Raw genomic sequence first — 26,146 nt, 5'->3', positions numbered from 1 at the left:
AGCAAGGTCAGAGAAGTGATGAAACGAATCGCCATTGCTCTCGCTGCCGCCTTCTTGCTTGTCCTGAGCTGCGAAATCGATAAGGGCCTGGCGCCCATCACGTCGGGTATCCGTGGCACCATCGCCTTTCGCGGCGCGTGGCCAGCGAACACCGAGCAGGTTTTGGTGGTCGCCTCCACTGACTTTCCCCCGCAAGGCATCAGCCAGCTTGACATGGGCGAGCCCCTGCCCATGGGCGTCGACTCGGCCCAATACACAATCTACTTACCTCCTGGCCTCTACCGGGCTGTTGCCATTGTGTGGAAGGAAAAAGGCTACGAGTGGAACGTCAACAACATCATTGGCGTCTACTTTGCCGGCAAGGACTCGCTGAGTCCCGGCCAGGTGGAAGTACCCAAGGGGACAGTGGTGCAAGGGGTGAACATGACCGCGGATTTCAGGCGCGCCAGACCGCACTTTGAAAGCTCAATCAACGGCACCTTGCACATTCATGGCGCCTGGCCTGCCCGCGCCCAGAACCTGTTTGTCGTGGCCTCGCTCTCGCCATTGGCTTTCCCAAAGCTTCCTTCACTGCTGGATCTTTACATCAGTGGGTCGCTTCCCATCGGCGGCGACTCGGTGGGTTACTCCATCTCGGCGCCACCGGATACCTACTGGTTTTTGGCGGCTATTCTGCTTGAGGAGGGTGCACCGATCGGCTTGACGAGCATCAAGGGACTGCGCTTTGGGCCGGTGGTGGTGCCTGACAACAAGGCGCGCGTAGAAGGCCTCGACATCGACGTCTTTTTGAGCGGGAGCCCATAGAAAGCCTGAATCGTGCAGCAGGCATGACATATCGAAAGGTTCTCCTATCCTGACCGAGGGTTGTGTATGTTCGCCAAACACAAAACCTGGCTTATTTTCGGCGGGATGTTCCTGTTGTGCGCTGTGCTCGCTCTGCCTGCCGGGGCGCAGAACTACGGCACAATCTCAGGGACCGTGGTTGCGGCGCAGAACAGGCAGGCCATTCCCGGGGCCAGCGTCATGTTGGAAGGGACACTGCTCGGCACGGCCACTGACGCCCGCGGCAACTTTACTCTGGTGCGGGTGCCCCCAGGCCGCTACACGGTGAAGGTGGCGATGATCGGCTTCGTACCCGTGCGCAGGGAGGTGTCAGTGCGCGCCGGGGAACGAACCGAACTGCATGTGACTCTTGAGGAGACGGTGATCGAGACCCCTTCGGTAGTGGTCACCGCCAGCAAGCGCTACCAGGAGGTCGGCGATTCACCGGTGAGCGTGGCCGTGGTCAGCCAGACGCGGCTGAGCCAAATCGCCGAGATCAATCTGGAGCAGGTGCTGCAGTATGCACCCGGCGTCAATTTCATGGGCAGCCAGATCAACATCCGCGGCTCCTCCGGCTACAGCCACGGCGCAGGCACCCGTGTGCTTTACCTGGTCGACGGGGTGCCGATCCTTCCGGGCGATAGCGGGGACATCAAGTGGGACCTCATTACGCCTGCACAGATCGACCACATCGAAATCGTGAAAGGTGCCGGTTCGGCCCTCTATGGCTCCAGCGCCATGGGAGGCGTCATCAACGTGATCACCAAGGATATCACTCCGCGTCCCACCACCCAGGTGCGCCTGCTGGCCGGTTTCTATGACCAGCCTGCCTATGCGGAGTGGCGCTGGACCAACAGGCTGCTGCACTTCAACGAGACGAGCATCAGCCACAGCCGTCGGTTCAATGGGTGGGAGCTGGTCTTTGCCGGTGGCCGCACGGAATCACTCGGGTACCGGGAAAATGGGAACCTCCTGCGCTACAACATGACCGCCAAGATAGGAAGGCACCTTTCGCCGCAGGCGCACCTGGCCCTGACGGCCAACTGGAACTGGGCAGACTATGGCGCCAGTTTCATGTGGCAAAGCCAGAACCGACCGCTCGAGGCACCTAAGGTGGCAGTGGGCGACAAAGTCAAGTCGTGGAAGGCGAATTTTAACGCCGTCTACAAACACGCGCTGAGCGAACGCCTGGGCCTGAAGACGCGCCTGTCCTATTTCCGCAATCGCTGGGAGAACTTTTTCCACGACAACAACGACTATTCCGAGGCGCAGAAGCTCGGTTTCGAGATTCAGACTGACGTGCTACCCGTTTCACGTCACTCCGTGACCGCCGGCATCGAGGGCGCCTTTGACTATGTGCAGTCGACGATGTTCGACAACCACGACGCCTATGCCCTCGCCTGCTACCTGCAAGACGAAATCAAACTCCCCTGGCGATTCCTCTTCACCCTCGGGGCGCGCTTTGACTACAGCCACATCGACGTGGGCATCGACGAGCAGCAACTCAGCCCCAAGCTCGGCCTTGTGTGGAAGGCACTCCCTGGCACCACCGTGCGCCTGTCCACCGGTCGCGGCTTTCGTGCGCCGAGTGTGGCGGAGCGCTTCACCGACGTGGTGGTCTCTGGCCTGCGCGTAGTTCCAAACCTGCAGCTGCGGGCAGAGTCTGCTTGGTCCTATGAAGTTGGGATCAACCAGGAGCTCACCAAGCGCTTCCTTTTCGATTGCGCCCTGTTCCACAATCAGTATCACGACCTGATCGAGCCGGAGCCCGATGCCTCAGGAACGGTGCGCTTCGTCAATGTCACGGAGGCAAGGATTCGCGGCATCGAGACAAGCCTGCAGGGAAGTTTGTGGAAAGGACGACTGGCGCCAGCGCTCTCCTACACCCTGCTCGACCCCTGGGACATCACCGCCGACGACTACCTCGCCTATCGTGCGCGCCACCTCTTCACGGGCACGGTGACCTTCACCGATGGTCCCTTCCGCATTGGCGTCGATTACCGCTATGTGAGCAGCTTGAAGCGAGTGAAGGTCTATCCGCGGGACCAGAGAGTGGCCCAGAAGGTGGCCGACCTGCGCATGGGCTACAGGCTCCTTGGTACAGACATCAGCTTTGATATCGGCAACCTGTTCAACTACAACTACACCCAAGTGGAGCGGACCTTGATGCCCATCCGCCACTACACGATGACCCTTTCTCGTACCTTCTGAGCAGGATCGGCAAGGCCATGCTCAAACACACAAAGGGAGACCTTCATCGGAGATCTCCCTTTGCATTTTTGGGGAATTCCCGGCTGGGTGGCGGGAAGCCTATCCCTCGATCACCGGCGTCCGTTGGATCTGCGGGTCGGTGAAGATGTCCGACTCATCACGGCTGCTGGTCGAGAACTCAGACACAATCGCCCCTTTTGGCCCGGCTTGAAACCAGTGGAGGGTATTGGGCGGCAGTATGTATTGCGCCCCCGGGGTGAGCTCCACTTCATGCCAGACGGTGTACCCTTGCTCGCGCCCTTTGGGCGGCTTGGCCTTGGGATGTGGAGTCGGTTCGCCGGGCACGTACAGATACACCGTGCCCCAGCGGCAGCGGAAGGTCTCTTCCTTGCCAGGCTCCCCTTCAACCGGCGGGTGCCTATGTTCTGGGCAGGTCTGGTACGGAAAGAGCACCAGTTCCTTCGCACACACCCGGTCGGTGTTCACGTACACCACCAGTTCGAGTCCAGTACTTTCTAGCTCGCCCAGACCAAAGTCGGCGATCTCGATGTTCTGCTTTTCCTGCTCGGTGAGGACAATCCTTGCCTTCTTGAAGAGTTTCAGCGCCCGTTTCCGCGCCTTCTCTGCCTGCTCGCGGGTGATCATCCGTTCCTACCTCCTCTCTTCCTGCACCCGGTGCCAATCCTTCATCTGAACGTTCTCAGCTCGGCGTGACACGCAGGTCCTGCTCAAGTTCCCTGCGCATTGCCTGCTCATCCATCCCTCGCTTGAGAACCCCTTTGTAGGCAACAGAGATTGTGCCCGTTTCTTCGGAGATTACAATCACTACTGCGTCGCTCTCCTCGCTCAATCCCACTGCCGCTCGATGCCTCGTGCCAAGGGTTTGATCTAACTGGGGATTGTCCGACAGGGGTAAGATACAGCGCGCCGCTTCGATCAGCTCGTTCTGGATGACAATGGCACCGTCGTGGAGCGGCGAGCGTGGATTGAAGATGGAGACAATGAGCGGCACAGAGACCTCCGCCTGCAGCCGCACCCCGGTCTCCACCACAGGCCTCAGGCCTGTCTCCTTTACCAAGACGATGAGGCCGCCGTAGCCCCGCTTGGAAAGCTCCAAGCTGGCCTTAATCACTTCTTCCACCGTGCGCGTGCCGGCCACGCTGACAAAGTAGCGCGCCAACCGCGTCTGGCCGATGTAGATGAGTAACCTGCGGAGTTCCGGCTGAAACACGACCACGAAGGCGACTAACCAGATGGTCTTGAGGTTCTGGAAAAGCCAACTTAGGGCGCCCAAGTTGAAGAGGGGCGCCACCACCGAAAGGACCAGGATCACCACCAGTCCGACGGTCATCTGCGCTGCGCGCGTACCACGAATGAAAAAGTAGACCCGATAAAGGAGGTAGGAGATGACCGCGATATCCAAGACATCGAAGAGCGTGACTGGGATGAACCCAATGCGAAAGAGCACCACGACAGGATCTCCTTCGGCTTCCTACTCCTGGCGATTACCCAGTGGGGGGAACGCTTCCTCTGCCCTGTTAATGGGCCGGTTCCTTGCGAGCGATGGCATCGGCGACGGCTACCACGCGACGCATGGCTTGCACATCGTGCACGCGCACGATGTGAGCACCGTTGAGCACGCAGGCAGCCACCGCGGCCGCCGTCCCTTCCAACCGCTCCTGAGGCGGCAGGCCGGTGACTGCGCCCACAAACGATTTGCGGCTGGGCCCCACCAGCAGGGGCAGTTGCAGGCACCTGAACTCTGCCAAGCGGCGAATGATCTCAAAGTTATGCTCAACCGTCTTGCCGAAGCCCAGCCCTGGGTCGGCGATCAAGCACGAGCGCGGAATGCCGTGCGCCGTGCAGGCCAACGCCCTCTCCTGCAAGAAGGCGATGATATCTCCTACCACATCTTGGTATCTGGGGTCAAGCTGCATGGTGCGCGGTTCGCCCTGCATGTGCATGAGCACGACAGCGGCACCGAAGCGGCGCACGACCTCCGCCATGTGCGGGTCGGCGCGCAAGGCGCTGATGTCGTTGACCATGGCCGCGCCCGCGGCAAGCGCCTCCTCGGCCACGCATGCCTTGTAGGTGTCCACCGAGATGGGCACCGTCACCCTGCGCGCCAAGCGCTCGATGACCGGCACCACGCGCCGCATCTCTTCGTCGGCGGGTACTGGTTCAGCCCCTGGCCGCGTGGATTCGCCGCCCACATCGATGATGTCGGCCCCCTGCCGGCACAGCTCCACGGCGTGTTCCACCGCCCGCTCCAGATCGAAGTACTTCCCGCCGTCAGAAAAGCTATCCGGGGTGACGTTGACGATGCCCATGATGAGCGTCCTGCGGGACAGGTCGAGCACCCTGCTGCGACATGTCAACTGCAAAGTCATCTGCTCTGCCGGCATCCTGGCCCCGAGTTCAGTGCGTTATCTGGAAAATGTTCTCCCGCGCGATCTCTGCCAGCCGGTCCTGTGCATCGCGTTTGCGCCGCACCCTCTCCTGGAAGTACGGCAGAGCCTTCTCGGGCTGGCCGAGGCGGCGCGCGATCAGCCCGAGGTACAGATAAGAGTCAAGATGGTCGCCCACGGCAACGGCGCGCTCAAACAAGGGCCGCGCACCTTCATAGTCTTCGGTCACATAGCGAGCGACCCCGAAGGCAAAGAGCACTTCTGGGTCGTCGGGTGCCAGACTGGCTGCCTTTTCCAAGCAGGCGAATCCAGCTTCGTTCTGTTCCCAGGTGATCAGCATCCTCCCCTTTGCCAGCAAGCCGGGGATAGACGATGGGTTAATGCGAAGCACCTCGTCCACCGCCTGCAGCGCTTCTGACCGTCGCCCCATCTGTTGCAAGTAGGCGACAAGGCCCAAGCGGGCGCTCACCGAGCAGGGGTCGTACCAGATAGCCCGCCGGTAGAGTTGTTCTTCGTCCTCGAAACCGAGGTCCCGATACCGGGAACGGTGCAGGCGCATGAGGAGAACCAGCGCATGGCTGCTGGAGGGGTCCAGGGCCAAGGCCTTGCGCACATGAGTTTCGGCCCGGTCCCATTCCTCCTCGAGAATGTGGCACTCGCCAAGCAGGAGGTGCGCCTCTACCAAGGTCGAGTCTTGCTGGACCAGTTCTTCCGCGGTGGTGACGGCATGGTACAAAGGCTCGCGCCACGCTCTGCCGAGGTTGCGCAGCTGCTTGGCCTGCTGCAAGTAGGACTGGCCCACCATCAGCCAGTGCAAAGGAGGATGTGCGTTGCTGAGAACCCTGCGCGCCTCCTCGAACTTGGCTGCACGCGTCAAAATATCGGCCTGCGCCGCCTGCGCGTCCCAGTAGACTTCCCTTTCCTCGGCGCGCGGCGGCACGAGGCCTAACTTGCGGACAAGCCAAGCTTGGGCATCCTTGGCCAGTGGTTCGAGTTCCCCTGCCGAGGCTGGCAACGTGGTGTCCGACCACACGCCTTGGCGCCACAAGTGACCGCTCCACTGCAAGGCCTCGCCATGGTGGACAAGCTCCCCCGAAACAGCAGCATCGAGCCCGCTTCGCTCACAGAACTTGGCCACATAAGCCTGGTCCATGACGCTGTCAGCCTGCACCGCCTCCAATACCGACTCGAAACTCCCCACGTAGTAGTTGCTACTCAGCGCTCGCAGGTTGTGGCAAAGGGTGCGGCTCAGCGCCCATGCCTGCGGAGACTCCTTCCCCGGTAAGAAAGGCAGAATCGCCACGTACGGTCGCGGCGCGGGCCCACGAAGGCGCACTAAGAGCGCCGCCTCTGCGGCCACGCTGAGCGCCGCCACAACCAACAAGAGGCGCACCAGCACCCGACGGTTCAATACCGTGGTAGAAGTGGAGAGCAGCGCAAGGACGACCAGCAGGAAAACCGAAACGACGGCAATGAGCAGCGGCAGACGCGACGGAGGCACCAGCCACAAGCGCAGGAGCAAGACAATGTATGCCATGAGTTCGCTCAGCACATCCTTGCGGTTCAGCGAGGCGCGGCTGCCGACGCCTTATCGCTTTTCTTGGCTGCGGCCGGCCCTCCGCGCTGCGTCCGTCTGTTCTTCGATGGCGCAAGAGCCTGGCCAGCAAGGATACGGTCGATCTCCTCGCCATCGAGGATCTCGCGCTCCAGAAGGGCATTAGCCAGGGCGTGGAGTTTGTCGATGTTCTCCGCCAGCAGCTTCTCCACGTCTTCGGCTGCCGAAAGCACAAAGCGTTTCACTTCTTCGTCGATGAGCTGGGCGGTCTTTTCGCTGTAGTCGCGGTGCTGGGCGATCTCGCGCCCAAGGAAAATCTCCTCGCCCTTCTTGCCGAAGGTGACCGGCCCCAGGCGGTCGCTCATGCCCCACTCGCAGACCATTTTGCGCGCCAGCTCGGTGGCGCGTTCGATGTCGTTGCCAGCACCGGTAGTGAGCTGCTTGAGGACCAGCTTTTCTGCAGCGCGGCCGCCGAGCAGGTGGCGCATCATGATGAGGCAGTACTCTTTGGAGTAATTGTGCTTCTCGTCGATGGGCAGCGTGGTAGTGGCGCCCAGCGCCCGTCCGCGAGGGATGATGGTCACTTTGTGCACAGGGTCCGAGCCGGGGATGAGCTTGGCCACTAGGGCATGCCCTGCCTCGTGGTAGGCCGTGCTCCGTCGCTCCTCTTCGCTGATGAGCAGGCTCTTGCGCTCGGCACCCATCATCACCTTGTCCTTGGCTTCTTCAAAGTCCTCCATGGTAACGTGGGTCTTGTTCTTGCGCGCGGCAAGCAGCGCCGCCTCGTTGACCATGTTGGCAAGGTCGGCGCCGGAAAAGCCCGGCGTGCCTTTGGCCAAAATGGAGAGGTCCACGTCGCGGCCCAAGGGGATCTTCTTGGTGTGCACCCGCAAGATCCCTTCGCGTCCGCGCACGTCGGGGCGATCGACCACGATCTGCCGGTCAAACCTCCCTGGTCGCAGGAGGGCCTGGTCCAGCACGTCAGGGCGGTTGGTTGCGGCGATGACGATGACGCCCTCGTTGGAGTCGAAGCCGTCCATCTCCACCAAGAGCTGGTTCAGCGTCTGCTCCCGCTCGTCGTGGCCGCCCCCCAAGCCGGCTCCCCGCTGTCTGCCCACGGCGTCGATCTCGTCGATGAAGATGATGCAGGGCGCGTTGCGTTTGCCCTGCTCAAAGAGGTCGCGCACGCGCGAGGCACCCACCCCGACAAACATCTCCACAAAATCGGCCCCGGACATGCTGAAGAAGGCGACCCCCGCCTCGCCGGCCACCGCCTTGGCAAGCAGAGTCTTGCCCGTTCCAGGCGGCCCGAGGAGCAAGGCACCCTTGGGGATCTTGCCGCCAAGGCGCTGGAATTTCTCCGGCTCCTTGAGGAACTCGATGATTTCGCGCAGCTCTTCCTTGGCCTCATCGGCACCCGCCACATCGTCGAACGTCACCTTCGGGCGATTTTCGGTGAGCAGCCGCGCCCGCGACTTGCCGAAGGAAAAGATCCCCTTGGTCCCCACCCCTTGCATGCGGCGCAGGAAAAACAGCCAGACGGCGATAATCAGCAACCAGGGGCCGTAGCCGAGAAGATACTGCCAGACACTGATCGCCTTCTCCGTGAAGCGGATCTCGCCGATGCCAAATTCTTCCCGCCAACGCTGCACCTCCTCCGGGGAGGGCTCGGCAGGCAGGGCGACGCGAAACTTGGTATAGTACCCCTGGCCGCCTGCCTTCGGGAAGGGTTGTGGCTCGCGCACCTCGCCATGCAGCTCCTTGCCCCGCACCATCACTTTCTGCACCTGGCGCGCCGCAAGGAGCTCGACAAAGTGCGGCGCGTATTGCAGCTCCTGTTCGCCCCGGTTGCGGATGGTGAGCCGCTGCGATATGTACAGGGAAACCGTGATGATAATCAGCCACAAGAAGAGCGTGCGCCCCATGCGCGCCCACTGGAAGTTCTCTTCCTTGCGGGGGCCCCCCTTGTCAGGGCCCTTGCCCTCAGGGCGGCGACCATCGCCATTGCCGCCTGTCCGCCGCAACGGGGCGTGATGCAGCTCTCGGTCCTTCATAATGCCAAACCTTCCTGGAGGTGGATCACTCCTTCTTCACGTAAATGCCGCCAAGGTTGCGCAGCAGCTGCGCCTGGTCAAGACCGTAGCCGACAACGAATTCGTTCGGGATGCGGAACCCAACATAGTCCACCTCGTAAGGCACCTTGGCGGCACCTTCTTTGAGAAGCAAAGCAACATACTTGACCGACTTGGGCTTGAAACGCTGCAGCCGCCGGTGCAGGAACTGAATGGAGAGCCCGGAGTCGACAATATCCTCGACGACCACCACATCCCGACCTTCGATCTGGCAGTCGACGTCTTTCAAGAGCTTCACCCAGCCGGAGGTCATGGTCTCGTCGCCATAGCTGGAGATTTTCATGAAATCGACCTCGCAGTCTATCTCCAGCGCTCTGATCAGGTCGGCCATGAAGATGAACCCACCGTTCAGCACGCCGATGAACACCGGAACGCGGCCGCGATAGTCTCGGGACAACTCCTTGGCTAACTCTTTGATGCGGCGCTGGATGCGGCGCGGGCTCAACATCAGCCGATAGCCGTCACACGCCTCAGCCTTCTGCTTCTCGCTCTTTGCTGGCATAGTCGCTGTGGAATTCCAGTCTTAGTAGCTGCCTCGTCTTGTCGGTGACGCGAAACCGTTCATCGAGGCGCAGCCCGCACACCCAGATGATACCCTTGGCGCACTCGAGGAGCGGCACAAGATGGCGGCGATGGTGCGGCACTTTGGCATCGATGAAAAAGTCCGACAGTTTCTTGCTCTCCTGCATCCCCAGGGGGAAAAAGCGGTCGCCGCGCTGCCACGAACGCAGCCGCAGCGGCTCTTCGACCTGCCCGGCATCGACAAATTCCACGGCAGGGGATGTGCCGCGCAGCGCCTGGAATTCTTCCCGCGTGGCTGGCGAACACTTGAAGACGAAACCACGCGCTGGGTCAGCTACCTCTCGGCCGATGTGCACTGGCAGGCAAAAGGACCCTTGGGCGCTCGGGCCGATCACCAAGTAGCGACCGGAGACGGCGGCCTCGATTCCTCCCCCCAGGCTTACCCTCGTCCCCGGCCGTGCCTGCCTCACCAAGCGGAGCACGCGTTCCAGGGTTCGGCTGTCGAGCTGCGAGCGCCTACCTCCCATCCGCTCCACCACGTCCATCAACACATACTTTTGCGTCACTGAAAGATAGCGCAAAAACTCAGCAATATCAAGAACAATTTTTCCCCCCTCTTCGCGCCCGTCGCGGGCCAGCTGTCGGGCAGCGATGATGCGCAAGCCCTGGTCAGCTTCCTGGAACGCCTGGCAGGCGCGGCTGAGCGCCTCCACGACGCGCGGGTTGTAGTGGGAAGCCAGGTGAGGCACTAGCTCGTGCCGCAGCCGGTTCCTGCGCATCCGCAGGTCAACATTGGAACTATCTTCGCAAAATGGCAGCCGGTGGTGGGTGGCGTATTCGGTTAGTTCGGCGCGGGTGAACCCAAGGAGCGGGCGCACGAAGATGTCCCGCTGCCACCACATGCCGCCCAACCCGGCGAGACCGGCTCCGCGCAGGAGATGGTCGAGGAAGGTCTCTGCCTGGTCATTGGCGTGGTGGCCCAAGGCAACGCGCTCGGCGCCCGCTTGCTGCGCCGCCCGTCGCAAGAAGTCATAGCGCACCTCGCGGGCTGCGGCCTCACGGGACAAGTGTCGCTGGCGCGCGTAGCCGGCAACATCCGCCCGCTCGGTCACCACGGGCAGGCCGTAGTGGCCGGCACGTGTGCTGACAAAGGTCTGGTCGCGGTCGGCCTCTTTGCCGCGCAGGCCATGGTTGAGGTGTGCCACGACCAGCTGCAGCCGCCAGGGTTCTTGAATGCAGGCGAAAAGGTCCAGCAGCACCATCGAATCCACGCCGCCAGAAACTGCTACCAGAACCGTCTGGCCTGGGGCGACGAGGCGGTGTTCCCGCAAGCACTTTTCAAAGCGCGCAAGGAGCATGGTCTTGTGCAAACAAAAAGACCTTTCGCGAAGGAAAGGTCGGGAGCCTAGAAAACCGTTTGTCTTTTTCGGGTCTCGTTCCCATCAGTAGCGGTGCAGGGATTCGAACCCCGGACCCGCGGATTATGATTCCGCTGCTCTAGCCAGCTGAGCTACACCGCCAACGCATCAGTAAATTTACAACATTTTGCCCGAAAATCAAGTCGTTTTTGCGGCGAAAACACGCTCTTGGCGCCCTGACGGGTCCGTTCGGTTGGCACCCATTGCGGCCTCAAAACCAGTACCACCGCAGAGGACGTGTGCAGTGGCAGGCAACGCACACAACCTCCGACGCGGAGGTACTGGGCTTGAAGGCGCATGTCCCACGCTCGGCTTGTAGCCACCAGCGGAAGCGAGAACCACCCGTGCTTGGCATTGCGAGCTCACGACGGTTTTCCCCTTGCAATTGGCTCCACTATTGCCTATTTTTACGCGAGCCAAAAGAATTGACTCGAGAGATCGGCGATGAGATTTCGGCTTGGCTTTGCGGTGTTGGTCATGGGGGCCACGGCTACCGTCGCGCAGGTGGTGGCCATGCGCGAGCTGGTAGTGGTGTTCTACGGCAACGAATTGCTGCTTGGTCTGCTCCTGACCAGTTGGCTGCTGTGCACTGCAGCAGGCAGCGCCTTAGCAGGACGGGTAGGGCGCCGTTTGACCAGGGCAAGTTCCGCCTTTGCCCTATTGCAGACGATTGCAGCCCTTGTGCTGCCCGCCACCATCCTTGGCGCGCGGGCGAGCATGATGGCCTGGGGAAAGAGCCAGGGCCAGGTGGTGGGCTTGCTGCCGATGCTGTTGACCCCTCCTGCGGTCATCGGCCCGGTATGTTTCGTCCTCGGTTTCTTGTACACCTTGGGCTGCAAGGCATTCGCTGCGCATGGCCTCGGCGATTCCGTCGCCATAGGTCGTGTGTACGTGCTCGAGTCGATTGGCGCCACTGTCGGGGGCATAGCGGCCAGCTTTCTCCTCATTCGGTACTTGCACGCCCTGGAGATAGCTGCATTGTTGGGGAGCCTTAATCTGGTCAGTGCGTGGCTCCTTTGCTTTTGGCCGAAAAGGAAGGTGCGCCTGCCCGTGGGTATCGTCGTTGTTGGCGGAATTGTCGCCTTGGCCGCCACCGCCACGCCGCTCCACCGCTTGGGCAATTCCCTTTTTTGGCACGACTACCGCTTGCTGCACAGCGAGAACACGCCCTACGCCAATGTCGCTGTCGTCACGGCCGACGAGAGCGTGAGCTTCTTTGAAAATGGGCTCATCTCTTTCACCTACCCGGACCCCGAAGCGGCCGAGAATCTGGTGCAGCTTGCGCTTCTGCAGCACCCACGGCCAGAAAGGGTCCTCCTGCTGGGCGGCGGTCTCGGAGGTGGCCTGCAGGAGGTGCTCAAGACACCTTCGGTGAGCCACATCGACTATGTGGAGCTTGACCCGCGCCTCATCACTTTGGCGCGAGAGTACCTCCCAGCCGAGGCAGTCGGGGTGCTGGACGACCTCCGCGTCGGCGTGCACCACGTCGACGGCAGGCTCTACGTGCAGAAGGCCACTAGTCGCTACGACGTGGTCATCATCGGCTTGCCCGAACCGCGCACCACCATGGTGAACCGCTTCTTCACCCGTGAGTTTTTCATGCGCGTGCGGGACGTTCTCAATCCAGGCGGCGTGCTCTCCTTTGCCGTCAGCTCCTCCGAAAACGTCATCGGCGAGGAGTTGGCACGCTTTCTCTCCTGTCTGCGCAACACCCTCGCTTCTGTGTTCCCAGAGGTGGTGCTCTTTCCTGGCGCGACGGCGCACTTCTTTGCCAGCACCCCGCCTACCAAACTGACCACCGACGCCACACTTCTCCTCCAGCGCCTGCGCGAGCGGGGCATAGCGACGCAATTCGTCCGCGAGTACTATTTGCCCTTCCGGTTAGCCACAGCGCGCGTGAGCTATCTCAACCAGGTGTTGGAGGGACACAGAAATGAGCGCCTCAACACCGACTTTGCCCCGGTCGCCTATTATTTCGACCTGATTCTGTGGAGCAGGCAGGTCAGCCCGGTGACGGCGCGTCTGTTCGATGCCATCGCCCACGCAGGCTCCTGGGCGATATGGCTGCCGGCGGCCATTGTGGCCCTCTTCTTCGCCGTGGCAGCACGCATGCGTTGGTCGCTGGCAAGAGTGCAGCGCTGGGCTGTGGGGTGGGCAGTGCTCTGCGCCGGCTTCTCGGGGATTGCGTTGGAAGTAGCTTGTATGGTGGCGTTTCAGGCAATCTACGGCTACGTCTACTACCGAGTGTCGCTCTTGGTGACGGCGTTTATGGCGGGCTTGGCCATTGGTGGGATGTTGGGCACCCGCGCGGTGCAACGCGGCTCGGGCGTCGCAGCCAGGTTCAAGGCAGTCGTAGCGACCTTGGTGTTGCTTCCCTTAGCGACTCTCGGGGTGATGTATGGCCTGCCGAAGGCTTCTACTACGCACGGATCTTTGACGCAGTTCGTGCTTCCACTGCTGCTCCTCGCAACAGGGGCATTGGACGGCTACCAGTTCCCTCTGGCCAATGACCTTTTTGCCAAAGCCGGAACGCGCGTGGAGCACACCGCGGGCACCATCTACGCCCTCGACCTGCTGGGTGCAAGTGTGGGCGCCCTACTGGCGGCGGCGATCGCCATTCCGGTGCTCGGCCTGCCACTCACCACGGTCGGCTTAGCTTTCCTCAACCTTAGTGCGCTCGTCGCCGCCGCCCTGTGCTTGAATCGGCGTTAGTCCTCCCTCTCCTTTTCCCCAAATACCTGTGCTGAGAACACTTTGATGGACGTGCCCTTCTGCTTGTAGGCATCGGCGGGCAGGCCGGCCTTCAAGCAGGTGTGACGCAAGAACGTCGTCCGGTCCCAGTTACATTCGGTAGCCACTTGAGGGAGCAGCAGACCCTTGCGAATTCCCTGTTGGACGATCAGGCCGTGCTCCCCCACCTTGATCTCCTCCAGGTCGCTAATCTCGCGCGTGGGCGAAAGCACAGAAATCTCAATATCCACCTCTGAGAGCTCCTCCTCGCTGAGCGGGGCAAAGCGCGGGTCTTCAAAGGCTGCTGCCTGGGCCATCTCCGCCACCGCAAGGTAGAGCGGGCTCACCGGCTCGATGTAGCCAATGCACCCCCGCAAGGCCCTGCGCTTGTGCAGGGTCACGAAGGCTCCTTGCTTCTGCCGCAATCGTTCAGAGACTGGGGCAAAGTCTGGGAGCGGCTCACCCTTGAGCCGGCTGGCAATGGCAGCGCGGGCGATATGCAGGAGCTGTTGCTTCTCCTGCTCGGTGAGCTCCCCAGGCCGGTCTTCTTTGCCGCGACTCATTTGCCCTCCTCGAAGACCTGGGTCTCATAGAGATAGAAGACGGCTCCTTGCTTCCAGGCATCAGGCGGCAATCCGGCTTTTTGGCAAAGACTTCGCAGTTCCTCTTCCTTAGTCTTCCACCCAGCCTCGAGTGGAACCTCTGGCAGGAATGTGGCGCCGCGACCGTCCTTGTACATGATGATGCCGTGCTTGCCCATCACAAACTGGTCGAGATTGTCGATCCGATAGACGTTCGTCAAGTAGACGGACACTTTGATTCTGATCACGCCCAGCTCGTCCTTGCGCAGCGGGGGAAAGCGCGGGTCCTGGAACGCCGAGGCAACGGCCATCTGCGGCACGAGCTTGTACAGCGGCACGTCGCTCTCGTGGTGGCCGATGCATCCGCGCAGTTCGCCTCTCTTGGTGATGGTCACGAACACGCCCCGCCGCTCCTTCATCACCTCGTGGGGAGGCGTGAATTCCGGAATCGTGCCATGTTCCAAGTAGTGGGCGATACTCTGGCGGGCCATGCGCAGCAGTTCCTGTTGCACCTCCGCGCTCAGCGGGGAGAACTCCACTCGACCTGGCATTGTCGCCTTAGCTTCAGCCTTTTTCTGCTGCCTTGGCGGTCCGAAAACCACTGCGGCCCCATAGCCCACCACGTAGCCGGTCTTTTGTCCCGTGACGTCGCCGCTAGTGGTGTGCGCCAGGACTTTGGCCTGCGTGGCTCCAAGAAGCTGGGCGGCGCATTGCATGGCCGCAATGGGGCCGGCGCCACAGGCCGCATATTTCCCGGCGCGCGCCCCTTTGCAGAAGGCCTGGGGATCTATGCCTTCCACCTGTGCCAAGGTCTGCGCATCGCTGGCGTTGCAGGCTGCGTACGACTCGCCGTGGTAGAGGTCCGAGCTGGCAACGATGAGCACCTTGCGACCGGCAGCTGCCCCGGCGATGGCGGCACCTACGCGTCGGCAGGTGTCCCACGAATCGTCGAGCATGGCGATCGGCACGATCTTGGTACCGGGCAAGGCCACCTGCAGGAAGGGCACCTGCGCCTCGATGGAGTGTTCAGCCCCACGGTGCCCTGCCTCGCCGAGCGAAATCAGGGGGTCCGCCTCGGCAATGGCTGCGGCCAGTTCCTTGTCGACGGCAGCCACGCCAAGCGGGGTGCGGTAGCCCTCCCCGTTGAAGACAGACACCCCGGCAAAGTACTCGCGATGGCTGGGGCCGATGATGACCACCGCATCGTACTGGCGGCCGCGCACCTGGCGGTAGGAGACGGCGGCAGTGGCGCCGGAGTACTCGTAGCCGGCGTGCGGCGCCAGCAGGCCGTAGATTTCTCCTTCCACGCCGGCGTCCTGCGCCTGGTCGAGCCATTTCTGGATGGTCGCGCGCAGGGTGGTCGGGTCATCCGAGTACCACGCGCCTGCCACTGCCGGCGGCCGCACTTGGGCGGCGACGTCACTCTGAAGCAAGAGCGCCCACACGCCGACAACGATGAAGACACAAAGAGCCCGCCACGTCTGCCTGCTCAGCCTAGGGGAGCCCTTCTTCATCCGCATTTTCCTGACTTTCCCTCGCTCTGACATCGTGCTCACCTCCACACGCCGGCAATCTGGCCGCCGCAGCTACCGCACCGGTCGCCTTTGAGATTGTTTTCGCGAATGGTGTAGCCCACTCGTCGGATCACCACCTTGCCACAATGCGGGCAGAAGGTGTTCTCGCCCTCCTCGCCAGGAACGTTGCCCACGTAGACATAGTGCAACCCCTGCTTGAGGCCTATCTCCCTGGCCTTACGCAGGGTGCTCACCGGCGTCGGAGGCAGGTTTCTCAACCTGTATTCAGGATGGAAGCGCGTAAAGTGCACGGGCGTATCTTTGCCCAAATCGCTTGCCACCCACTGGCACATCTCCCGGATCTCGCCTTCGTCGTCGTTCTTGGTGGGGATGACCAGGTAGACAATCTCCGTCCACATTCCCTGTTTCTTGAGGGTGAGCAGCGTGTCCATGACCGGTCGGAGCAGTCCCTGCACAATCTCGGTATAGAACTCCTGGCGAAAGGCCTTGAGGTCGATCTTCACCGCGTCCAACACCTTGCACAGGTCCAGCAGCGGCTCCTGATTGATAAAGCCGTTGCTCACCATGACGCTCCGTACCTCCTTCTCCCTGCCGATGGCAGCGCAGTCGAACACATACTCGGAGAAGACAATGGGCTCGGTGTAGGTGTAGGCGATACTGGCACAGTCGTACCGCTGGGCCAGGCGCACCACCTCCTCGGGCGGCATGTCGTAGCTGGGTGCCTCCTCCGGCCGGATCTGCGAGATCTGCCAGTTCTGGCAGAACATGCAATCCACGTTGCAGCCGACTGTCGCTAAGGAGAAGGCACTCGTTCCCGGCAGAAAGTGGAAGAAAGGCTTCTTCTCTATGGGATCGACGTTTGCGGTACAGGGGCGCGAGTGGACCAGGGTGTAGTAAGTGCCTCCGCGGTTTTCGCGCACCTCGCAAAAACCGCGCTTGGCAGGCTCCACCACGCATCGCCGTGGGCAGAGGTTGCAACGCACCTTCTTGTTGGGAAGCCGTTCGTAGTAGCGAGCCTCAACGCTCCTGGCAGGCAAGCGATAGTCGGCCGCTTTGCCAAGCAGGGGTACGACAAACGGCGCCGCCATCGTCATAGCACACTGCTTGCAGAACGACCGCCGATTCATAGCTTGGTTCATCATGACCACCTCGTGCGGGGAGTTGGCGCTGCGCAACTGCCCCGCCTGTTGCATCGACTTCTTGACTCACGCTGGCAGTGCTGGGACATGAGTCGTTCCGACCCGACTCGGTCGCCAGCTCCAGGCCAGGGACAGAAAACCGTGACCGGCACCCCTTCTACTGGCGGACGCCAACCACGGTTCCAATGTCCAGGTAGCTACTGGTGCCGGTCAGTGAAAGAGACGGTCCATCAGCTTGCGCAATCCCCCCGCCTCTGTTTCGGCTGCCGCAGCTCTTTCTTCTTTGACCTCGCCGGTGGTTTCCAGGAGCTGTCGCTTCAGTTCGACATACATGACTCGGTTGTCGATGGCGATGGCTACCTGGTTGGCGAGCATCTCTAAGGTGCGAATGGTCTCCATGCTGGGCACGCGCCCATCGACCGGGTCGTCGACCACCAAGAAGCCGATAATCTTGTCAGAGCGCGACACCAGTGGTACTAAGACCAGGCCCCAGGTCGGCCACATGCCTGCATCGCCATTGCTCACCGCAGGCCGATAGATGGCCTTGAGGGGCGCCAGGGCCGGCTCTTCGCGGTCCACAAAGTAGGAGCGATTGCGTCGATAGCGGTCTTGCAGCAGCCCAGCAATCTCTTCCAGCTCGAAGGCCAGCTCCCCGATCTGCAGCTGTTTGATCTTGTCCTCGCAGGCGATGGCCTTGACTTCCAGCAACTGCGTTCGCTTGCTGACCAGCGCCAGCACCACCAGGTTGAAGTCCAGCGAGAACTTGATGGACCAGACCACCTCTTTGAGCAGCTCAGAGAGGCTGAGGTAGAGCTTGAAGATGTTGCTGGTTGCCAGAATCTGCTTGAGGCGTCGCGTGCGCCGCTCCAGGGTGGAGAAGTGCCAGTAGTTCTCGATGATCAGGGCCGCTAACCTGCCAAAGATTTCCAGGTTGTGGAAGGTGTCCCTGTTGGGGACAAATCCCTCCAACGGGTCGTCCAAGGAGATGTAGCCGAAGGTACGCCCCTCTGCGTCCAAGAGGTTGATGAGGACCAGATCGCGGCGGTGCCACTCGCCCACCGGCCGCCGGTCTTGAGTGCGGCGGTCTCCGGTGAGAGCACCCACTGCGGTGCGGGCATCGCGCAATTCCCGGTTGTAGTAGAGCACCTTCACGCGGTACTTGCGGGCAAAGACGCGGTCTATGACCTCGGCGGGCACTTCCAGCGTCCTCGGCTGGTCGCCGGTGCTGCGGTAGCCAACCATCGCCTGCTTGACGAACACCTTGCGCCGCCGATCCAGCAAGGCCACGGTGCACCGCTTGAAGTGGAACACCTGGCAGACCACCTTGGCCAAGAGGTCCAGGAGCACTGCTAAGGGTCGGCCGTAGCAGGCAGAGATGAGCGCAGCCAGCTCGTCGACCATCTTCAGCTGGTCGACTGCATGAGCCACCTCTACCTTGGGTGCGGGGCGCACCACTTCGCGAATACGCACTCTGTACCCGGCAATCTCGCCGTCGCCCTCGCGGAACGGCGTGGCAGCAAGCTCCACCTGGACGCGCTTGCCTTTCTTGCCTATCAGGGTGCAGGAGAGCGGTGCTTGCTGGCCACTGGCCAGAGCCTCAAACCAACGGTAGACGTGGTCTTGGTCGCCCTCGGCGAAGAGGTCGGCGAGCGTGAGTTCCAGGAGCTCTTCGTCGCTGTAGTCGGTCAGGCTTTCCATTGTCTTGTTGGCGGAAAGAATGCGCAATTTCTGATCGACTACGCACGAAGCAGTCGGCTGTTCGCCTGCCTCGTGGGCAGGCCGACTCTCCGGCTGGGCAGCCGCCGGCGACGGCTCGGGTGCTGGTGTCGGCCTGTGCGGTTCTGCCTTCGCGGCCGGCTCTGGCTCCTTGGCGAAAAGCTCCTCTGCCGGCGCCGCAAACGAGAAGGCCGGTGACCGCGGAGCCTCCCAGGGTGGCGTATGCGGCCGAGGTTCCTCCGGCGCGCCTGCGAACAGAGGCTCCTCACGAAGCGGAGTACCTGCCGCAGCCGTGGCACTGGCCACAGCAGGCTCCGGAGCCGGCCGGCGCGGCGCAAAGAGCGGCTCCTTGGGCGCGTGCACCGGACGCTCGGGCGCTGCCGGTGGCTTTTCCACTACTGGCTTCACCTTCCTCCGCAAGGCTCTGTGCCCCACCGCCTTGCGCACGGTGAAAGGCAGGGTGGTCAGATACCCCTTGGTCTTCATCACATAGTCGTACGCACCGCGCCGAAGAGCGGCTATAGCCAAGTCATCGCGCCCCTCGTCCACAAGGACCACCACGGGCAAGTCAGGGCGGGCGCCCACCACCTGGTCGAGCACCGAAAGGTAGTCGCCATCCCCCAAATGGGAGTCCAGCAGCAGCAGGTCTACGCCGTCCGCAGTGATCTTGTCGATGAGTTCCGCCGCAGAGGTCACGCCTTGCAGCACATAGTTCTCGTCGTACAGCCGCAGAACGCGCTGGGCATCCTCAAGATAGGACTGATCCCTGTCGGCGAGAAGAATCTGGATACGTGCCATGGCTCCTCAACCGCGTCGTCCGCACTGACCACGAGTAGCTTTCTGGTCTTAATTAATAAAAAAATATTTAAAAGTCAAGCGAATAAATCTGCCGCTCTGGGCGCACAACGGACACGCTTTAGCTACCGCACATCCCCCCTTTTGCGGACACCCCGGCCGGTACTGAATGCACTTCATTTTTTTCCCTTGTTTGTTTCGCGTATCTGTATAACTTTCATAGTAGTGAATGTGAATCCTATGACCAACGGGTGGTAAGCAAATAGTCTGCTGAGGCGAGGAGAACGTCGATGAAGGTGCTGGTTTTGAATAGCGGAAGCTCGTCCGTGAAATTTCGGCTGTTCAATATGGTTGACGAGGACGTGTTGGCCAAAGGGATCGTGGAGCGCATCGGCTCCAGCGAAGCGAGCATCACCTATCAGCCAAAGGGCCGCCACAAGATTGTGGAAACGCGCGAAATCCTCACCCACGACGCGGCTATCGGCATGGTGCTGGCGACGCTCATGCATCCCCAGCACGGCGTGATCAAAGACAAGTCGGAGATCGCCGGCATTGGCCACCGCCTGGTGCACGGTGGGGAGGAGTTCACCGGCTCGGTATTGATCACCGAGGAGGTAAAGGCCGGGGTACGCCGCTGCATCCAGTTTGCACCTCTGCACAATCCCCACAACCTCAAGGGTGTGGAAGCGTGTGAACAGCTCCTCAAGGGGATACCACAAGTGGGCGTCTTCGACACAGCCTTCCACCACACCATCCCCCAGGTGGCCTACATGTACGGCCTCCCCTATGCTCTTTACAAGAAGCTCGGCATTCGGCGCTACGGGTTCCACGGCACCTCCCACATGTATGTGGCACAACAGGCTGCACAGGTGCTGGGCAAGCCTCTGGAGAAGCTGAAAATCATCACCTGCCACCTCGGCAACGGCAGCAGCATCACCGCCATCCTCCATGGCAAGTCGGTGGACACGAGCATGGGGTTCACCCCGCTGGAAGGCCTGGTGATGGGCACCCGCTGTGGCGACATCGATCCAGCCCTTGTCTCCTACATCATGGAGCGCGAGAAGCTGGATACTCGGCAAATCGACAACCTGATGAACAAGAGCAGCGGCATGCTCGGCCTCACGGAGACCACCAACGACATGCGCGAGATAGAGGCCGAGGCACAGCGCGGCAGCGAGCGTCACAAGTTAGCGTTGGAGATCTTCTGCTACCGGATCCGCAAGTACGTGGGCGCCTACATCGCGGTATTGGGGGGTGTTGACGCCATCGTGTTCACCGGCGGCATCGGCGAAAACTCCTCTTTTGTGCGCCGCACCTCCCTTGCCAACCTGAAGGCATTAGGCATTGAGATCGATGAGGAGAAGAACGCCCAGAACGCGGTCGATATTAGCAAAGGGAAGGTCAAGGTGCTGGTCATCAAGACCAACGAAGAGTTAGCCATCGCCCGTGACACCAAGCGCATCCTGGAATCGCTGGCCGCAGAGATCGAAAAGCCGCTGGCGGAAGAAGTGTTGGCGCGCGAATTAGCCACCTTCACCCCCGATGACCGGGCGGAGTTAGTGCTCCTCTGGTCTGAGAACCCACGCATGCCGCTTTATGAGCTCACGGCAAAGTTGAATAAGAGGATCGGCAAGAACATTAGCATGCACGTGGTCAAACATGAACTGCAGCGCCTGGGACTGGACCGCGTGTCGGAGCAAAAACTGGAAGCGTTAGCTTCGAGGAGCAAGTGATGCGGGAATTGGACAATGAGAAGGCCGGATGGGTGGTGGCACTGAGCTGGCTCACCGCTTTGGAGGAGACGGCGCGCGATTTCCACGGCACCAGGCCGCGCACCTTCTGCGAGCGTGCCTACGAGCACGCCGTGGACAACTACCTCTCCACCTTAGAAAATGACTATGGTTTCGCGGTGCGCAAGAGCGACTCTATCAAGGCGGCGCTGGACAACTACATTCAGATCGGCGTGCGCGCCAAGCTCTTCCGCGACGCCAGCCAATTCGAACTGCGCGAGGCGAATCCTAACCGGGTCGAGGTGACCGTCCACCTCTGCCCTTACGTGCAGAGCTGTAAGGAGCTGTTGAGCAGCGGGGCAACGCTGCGCGACCTCACCTGTGCTCGCATCGGTGCCTTCCGCGCCGCCGTGAAGTATTTGGCCAATATCGACTGCAGCTACAGCGTGACTGCCTTTGACGTTGAGGATACCTGCCATGGTGTCATCGAGCGAAAGTAGCCAGGAGGTGAGGGAGGCGATGAGCGGCTCCTCGCTGGAGGAATTGCTGCAGCAAGCGGTCGCCGGCGCGGACTGGCGCGACCGCCGCTTGGCAATCATCGCCCTTGGCTATTGCCGTGAACCCTCGGTGCAACAGCCAACGCTGGTCAAGACTTTGATCGGCTTGCTGCGCGACCCCTTGCCCGAGATCCAGCAGGCGGCGGTCATCTCCTTGGGGCGGCTTGGCGCCAGCGAGGCCATCGAAGAGCTCAGCAAGCCCCGCATCGTCAATTCCTTGGATATGCGCGTGCGCTGGTCGGCGATCTCTGTGCTCAGAACATTGGGCGACCATCGGGTCATTGAGACTCTCATTGCCGCGGCAGACGACGAGGAGTGGCTGGTGCGCAACGAGGCGCTCATCGGCTTGCAGCAGAAGGTGACCGACATTGTTGCCTCCACCGACGAAAACCTCGCGCGCATTCTCCTGCGCATGTTAGCCCTCAAGGAAGAGCCTGTGGTGAGCCTGGCAATTTCTGGCCTCGTGCAGATGGGCGAGCGCAGCATCGACATGGTGATCGAGAGCATGCGCAGCCCCAGCGAGCTGGTGCGCCGCAACGCCGCGCGCGTGTTGGGCGAAATGCGCAATCCCGAGGCAATCGAGCCTCTGGTGGCCGCCCTGAGCGACACCAGCGAGAAGGTCCATCAAGCTGCCAGCCAGGCGTTGGTGCGCTTTGGGCGCCTTGCCACCCATGCGCTGCTGCGCGCCCTCGAACACGAGCGGAACAAGACGCCGCTGCGCACCCTCATCCTGACGCTGGGCGAGATCCGCGATCAGGCGGCCGTGCCCCATCTGGTCAAACACCTGAGCAGCAGCTACTTCACCGTGCGTGGCGCAGCCATCGCTGCCCTCAAGCCGTACGGCACCGCCATTGTGCCGCATCTTCTGAAAATGCTGGCTGTCAACGAGAGCGACATCAGTGACCTACTGGCCAGTGTCGCCGACGCCGACAACCCTACAGTGCAGGTCCGCGCCATAAACGCCTTGGGCAGTTTGGAAGAGCACCGCGCGGTACCGCTCCTGAAGAGGTTGGTGGCAGGCGAAAACCAAGAGGTGGCAGAGGCGGCACAAGAAGCCCTGGTCAAGATCGGCTGTGCTGCATGGGGCCGTTGCGGAGCGCTGGCCCTCTTGGGGGAAGTGGGAGATCGTTCGCTGCTGCCGGTCGTGGAAAGGTCTCTGCGGGACGACTCGACCAACGTGCGCCTGGAGGCGGTGCGTGCCCTGGGCAAGTTTGCCAGCGAGGAGGTCATCGCCACCCTTGGCCAGACGGCGCTCAGCGATCCAGACCCGTACATCCGCACCGAGGCCTTGCGCACCATCCGCTGGACTGGCATCTCCTCGACTGCCGCGGTGGATGTGGCCTTGAGTGCCCTATCCGACCCCGACTGGCAAGTCTGCACCCAGGCTGCCAGGCTTCTGGGGAATATCCGCGAAGAGCGCGCCATTCAACCGTTGCTGGCTGCCCTGCGCCACCAGAACTGGACGGTGCGGCAGAGCGCAGAGGACGCCCTGCGCAACTTTGGCACCAAGGCAGTGCCCGCGCTCATTGAAGCGCTCGACAGCGACGATTGGGTGGTGAGGCTGCGCGCAGCACGCGCCCTCGGCGAAATCGGCGACCCGCAGGCTATCCCGGCGTTGCAGCACGCCGTCGCCCGCCAAGACGAGCACCCCCGCGCCAAAGCCATTGCGCAGGAGGCGCTACAAAAGCTCAACGCTGCGCAGGTTCAGTCTTAAAGGCCGCCGGCCGGTTTCCCTTCTCTCGCGGCGTGGAGCCCGTTACGGGGTGAGGTACTGGAGGTCGCTGAAGCCTCTCCCAGCCTCATCGGTGATGCGGAAGTAGAAGCCCCATTCGCCGATGCGCTGGGTGCTCTTGAGCAGAACGACATTACGCCCCGTCTGCAAACGGACGGGGAGAGTCCACCCGTCGATACTTGTCCGGTCGGAGCCGTTTTGGTACCAAACCAGCCTTCCGTTGAGCCAGACCTTGAGGCCTGCGCGATAGCCGAAGCGAAGGGTGGTCTGTCTGGCAGTGGGAACGCTGAACTCCACGCGCGCGTAGGCCACCCCCTGCGCAGGCTTCTTCAGCATGGCCCACAGATCCACAAAGCCGTCGGGAAGGTCATCCTCCGCCACTCGCCATGACAGCGTCCCTTTTCCGTAGCGGACGGTCGGAGCAAAACTGGTCGACTTCTCGTCGATGAAACGGCGATTGAACCCATCCGTCCCTTCGAAGGGGCCGAGCACCAGCCAGTGAGCCTCCCCCGGGAAACCACACTCCCGCAGAATCGCATCCGCCTGTTCGTGCTCGCCTCTTCGCCGATGGACCACTGCAGCGCAAAGCTTCGCCCCTATCTCGTAGGAGCGATTGCCACTGCGCAAGGCAAAATCGGCGTAGCCGTGCGTCCAGGCAAGCAGGTCGTCGTCTGAAGCGGGAGAGTTGCGCAGTGCCTTTTCGTACGCCAGCCAGTACAGGGCCCCAAGGTCGGGCACATAGGTGAGCATCTTTGGGTCAAACTCGCCACTTGTTTTTGCCATTTCTCGCACGTATCCAAGGTAAATCATCATCGGCTGGACAGCGGCCAGGGCAATTGACAGGCCAGCCCCTCCGCCGCCGGTCATGCGCTGCGCCACGAGCTCCCCGAGTTCTCGCCCGTGCACGTCGAAGCGAAGCGCCATGACCACGCTCGACAGAAGCAGATTGGGATTTGTCATGACCTGGTCAATGTGCTCCCTCACGCCTGCGAACCACTCATCTTCGTATCGCCTGACGGTGGCAGCGTCCATCTGCTGCGTGCGTGCCACGTAAGGGCGGGCAAACGACAGCGGGTCCAGTCGTCGCAGCGAGTCGAGGTGCGCCAAGGCCTGCTCCCGTCTTCCCTGCAGCCCGCAGATCGCCGCACTAAGAAGGTGCGCATCCGCTTGCAACTCGGCAGTTGGTGCCACCGACTTGAATTCTTCGAGGAACTGTAGGGCCTGCTCATAGTGCCCCAGTTCAAAGTGGGCAATCGCGGCGTGCCGGGCACTGTGATAGAACCTGGGATTGATCTTGAGCGCTTTGCGGAACAAGTGCAGAGCCTTCTTGTTCTCGCCCATCATCAGGTAGATCTCCCCCATGCTGTCGAAAGGATTGGGCTCCTCGGGTGCCAGCTCTGCGTAGCGCTTCATGGCAGCGGCGGCTTGTTCATACCTTCCCAGACGAGCATAGGCGTAGGCCAGAGTGTTGTAGGCCAACTTAAACTTTGGGTCGATCTCAACCGTTTTTTCCAGCTCCTCGATGGCCCGCTCGTACCAGCCTATTCCATAGCTCCAGGAGCCAAGTCGGAAGTGCAGCATCTTGTCATAGGGAACCTCGGGGATCTCCCGTTTCAGGAGCTGGAAGGCCTCGCCGACGTTGCCGTTCAGCATGTGATAGAGCGCCAGCAGGCGCACCCGCTCTTTCTCCGAGGCGCGATCTGCGTGCCGCACCCCTGTGGCCAAGGCCTGCAGTGCTGCCTGCTGCTGGCCCAATTCCCCGTAGCAATAGGCCAATTGCAAGTAGGCCGAAGCAAAGGCCGAATCCAGCTCGATGGCTCTCTGGAACTCAGCCATTGCCTCCTGGAAGTAAAACTTGTTCTGCTGTTCAAAGCCCGCGATGTAGTGGCGATAAGCAAGCACCGAGCTGGTGGTGACGTCCGACACAGTCAGCGCGCGCTCGCGCGCCTCGCGCAGAGAGAGCTGCAGGCCCTCCTTCACTTTGCGCGTCAGCTCATCCACCATGGTGAAGACGCGTTCCAGGCCGGCGCCGGAGACGGAGTCGCTCTTCAGCAGCTCGCCGCGCTGGGCGTCATAGAGCTTGGCTTCGATGCGCAGCGAGTCGCCCCGCTTCTGCAGACTTCCGGTGAGCCACGCCTCTGCCTGTGCCTCGCGCGCCACAAGGGCGGCCACGCGCACGTCTGCCGAGGCATAGTCTTCCTTGCCAAGGCGACGAAGGATGTTGACCAACCCTTCATGACTGACCACGGTCAGCTGGTGCGATTGCGAAAGGTCGGCAATGAGCATGTCAGTTATGCCCGCACGTAGCCAGTCCAGGTCGCGGTCACCGGTGAGGTTGTCAAAATAGGTGACCAGAATCGTCTTGCGTTCACCGCTTGCCAATTGCAGGGTGGCCTCAGTGCGGCGGCGCATGCCTGGTTGCCTCGATTCGGTCGGCTCGGCAAGCTTTATCTTGCGCGGCTGCGGCTCCTTGGAGCAGACGACTGCAAGCAGAAGCATGCCGGACAGCACCACCATCAGCGGAAAGCGACGTTCACGCACTGAGCACCTCCTTGGTTCGACC

General features: G+C 61.5%; 17 protein-coding genes, 1 tRNA gene and 1 pseudogene. 6 read left to right on the top strand and 13 right to left on the bottom strand.

Annotated elements, in window-relative coordinates; genetic code table 11:
• The first annotated feature begins 18 nt into the window (after positions 1-18).
• Both NUW13_11745 and NUW13_11740 read left to right on the top strand, forming a co-directional pair.
• On the top strand, positions 19-804 hold the full coding sequence (locus tag NUW13_11745) for a hypothetical protein (protein ID MCR4439694.1): 786 nt from the start codon (positions 19-21) through the stop codon (positions 802-804).
• Positions 805-870: 66 nt separating this feature from the next.
• Entirely contained in the window at positions 871-3,033 is a 2,163-nt protein-coding gene (locus tag NUW13_11740; protein MCR4439693.1) for a TonB-dependent receptor, read from the top strand.
• A gap of 99 nt (positions 3,034-3,132) precedes the next feature.
• Here NUW13_11740 and NUW13_11735 read toward each other — a convergent pair whose 3' ends face one another.
• The 8 genes from NUW13_11735 to NUW13_11700 all read right to left on the bottom strand — a co-directional run bounded on the left by NUW13_11735 (position 3,133) and on the right by NUW13_11700 (position 11,170).
• Positions 3,133-3,678, bottom strand: a complete 546-nt coding sequence (locus NUW13_11735; protein ID MCR4439692.1) for a D-lyxose/D-mannose family sugar isomerase — start codon at positions 3,676-3,678, stop codon at positions 3,133-3,135.
• A 55-nt stretch (positions 3,679-3,733) separates the two neighbouring features.
• Complete coding sequence (cdaA, locus tag NUW13_11730; protein MCR4439691.1) at positions 3,734-4,504, bottom strand: diadenylate cyclase CdaA; 771 nt, start codon at positions 4,502-4,504, stop codon at positions 3,734-3,736.
• 67 nt (positions 4,505-4,571) lie between these two features.
• Positions 4,572-5,423, bottom strand: coding sequence for a dihydropteroate synthase (folP, locus tag NUW13_11725; protein MCR4439690.1), 852 nt, complete (start codon positions 5,421-5,423; stop codon positions 4,572-4,574).
• A 28-nt stretch (positions 5,424-5,451) separates the two neighbouring features.
• Positions 5,452-6,978: a tetratricopeptide repeat protein gene (locus NUW13_11720; GenBank protein ID MCR4439689.1), complete on the bottom strand. Its 1,527-nt coding sequence runs from the start codon at positions 6,976-6,978 to the stop codon at positions 5,452-5,454.
• 26 nt (positions 6,979-7,004) lie between these two features.
• Positions 7,005-8,921: an ATP-dependent zinc metalloprotease FtsH gene (gene ftsH, locus NUW13_11715; GenBank protein MCR4439688.1), complete on the bottom strand. Its 1,917-nt coding sequence runs from the start codon at positions 8,919-8,921 to the stop codon at positions 7,005-7,007.
• 154 nt (positions 8,922-9,075) lie between these two features.
• Entirely contained in the window at positions 9,076-9,630 is a 555-nt protein-coding gene (hpt, locus tag NUW13_11710; protein MCR4439687.1) for a hypoxanthine phosphoribosyltransferase, read from the bottom strand.
• On the bottom strand, positions 9,599-11,020 hold the full coding sequence (tilS, locus tag NUW13_11705) for a tRNA lysidine(34) synthetase TilS (GenBank protein ID MCR4439686.1): 1,422 nt from the start codon (positions 11,018-11,020) through the stop codon (positions 9,599-9,601). Before tilS ends, hpt begins: the two co-directional genes overlap by 32 nt.
• Before the next feature lie 76 nt (positions 11,021-11,096).
• Positions 11,097-11,170: transfer RNA gene (locus NUW13_11700), tRNA-Met, on the bottom strand.
• Between the two features lie 342 nt (positions 11,171-11,512).
• On the opposite strand from NUW13_11700, the gene NUW13_11695 reads away from it, so the two are divergent.
• The gene (locus NUW13_11695) at positions 11,513-13,780 is read left to right on the top strand and encodes a fused MFS/spermidine synthase (protein MCR4439685.1); all 2,268 of its coding nucleotides are present in this window, start codon (positions 11,513-11,515) and stop codon (positions 13,778-13,780) included.
• On the opposite strand, the gene amrA is transcribed toward NUW13_11695, so the two are convergent.
• The 4 genes from amrA to NUW13_11675 all read right to left on the bottom strand — a co-directional run bounded on the left by amrA (position 13,777) and on the right by NUW13_11675 (position 19,567).
• Positions 13,777-14,361 (bottom strand): AmmeMemoRadiSam system protein A, encoded by a 585-nt coding sequence (gene amrA / locus NUW13_11690; protein MCR4439684.1) that lies wholly within the window; start codon positions 14,359-14,361, stop codon positions 13,777-13,779. The genes NUW13_11695 and amrA overlap by 4 nt on opposite strands.
• Positions 14,358-15,893, bottom strand: a complete 1,536-nt coding sequence (amrB, locus tag NUW13_11685) for an AmmeMemoRadiSam system protein B (GenBank protein ID MCR4439683.1) — start codon at positions 15,891-15,893, stop codon at positions 14,358-14,360. The genes amrA and amrB overlap by 4 nt, the downstream gene beginning before the upstream one ends.
• Before the next feature lie 38 nt (positions 15,894-15,931).
• Positions 15,932-17,056 (bottom strand): AmmeMemoRadiSam system radical SAM enzyme, encoded by a 1,125-nt coding sequence (gene amrS / locus NUW13_11680; GenBank protein MCR4439682.1) that lies wholly within the window; start codon positions 17,054-17,056, stop codon positions 15,932-15,934.
• Positions 17,057-17,263: 207 nt separating this feature from the next.
• Entirely contained in the window at positions 17,264-19,567 is a 2,304-nt protein-coding gene (locus NUW13_11675; GenBank protein MCR4439681.1) for a PAS domain-containing protein, read from the bottom strand.
• 287 nt (positions 19,568-19,854) lie between these two features.
• Here NUW13_11675 and NUW13_11670 point away from each other — a divergent pair.
• From NUW13_11670 to NUW13_11660, 3 genes and pseudogenes are all read left to right on the top strand, one after another.
• Positions 19,855-21,024, top strand: a pseudogene (locus NUW13_11670) (acetate kinase).
• 272 nt (positions 21,025-21,296) lie between these two features.
• The gene (locus NUW13_11665; GenBank protein ID MCR4439680.1) at positions 21,297-21,794 is read left to right on the top strand and encodes a hypothetical protein; all 498 of its coding nucleotides are present in this window, start codon (positions 21,297-21,299) and stop codon (positions 21,792-21,794) included.
• On the top strand, positions 21,772-23,565 hold the full coding sequence (locus NUW13_11660) for a HEAT repeat domain-containing protein (protein MCR4439679.1): 1,794 nt from the start codon (positions 21,772-21,774) through the stop codon (positions 23,563-23,565). Before NUW13_11665 ends, NUW13_11660 begins: the two co-directional genes overlap by 23 nt.
• 42 nt (positions 23,566-23,607) lie before the next feature.
• Here the strand turns inward: NUW13_11660 and NUW13_11655 are convergent, their stop codons facing one another.
• Entirely contained in the window at positions 23,608-26,124 is a 2,517-nt protein-coding gene (locus NUW13_11655) for a tetratricopeptide repeat protein (protein MCR4439678.1), read from the bottom strand.
• Between the last annotated feature and the right edge of the window lie 22 nt (positions 26,125-26,146).

It is taken from the genome of candidate division KSB1 bacterium, assembly GCA_024655945.1.
Lineage (GTDB): Bacteria > Zhuqueibacterota > Zhuqueibacteria > JANLFK01 > Oleimicrobiaceae > Oleimicrobium.
Note: the sequence above shows the minus strand (reverse complement) of the source record. Positions and strands in the feature narration are given on the sequence as shown.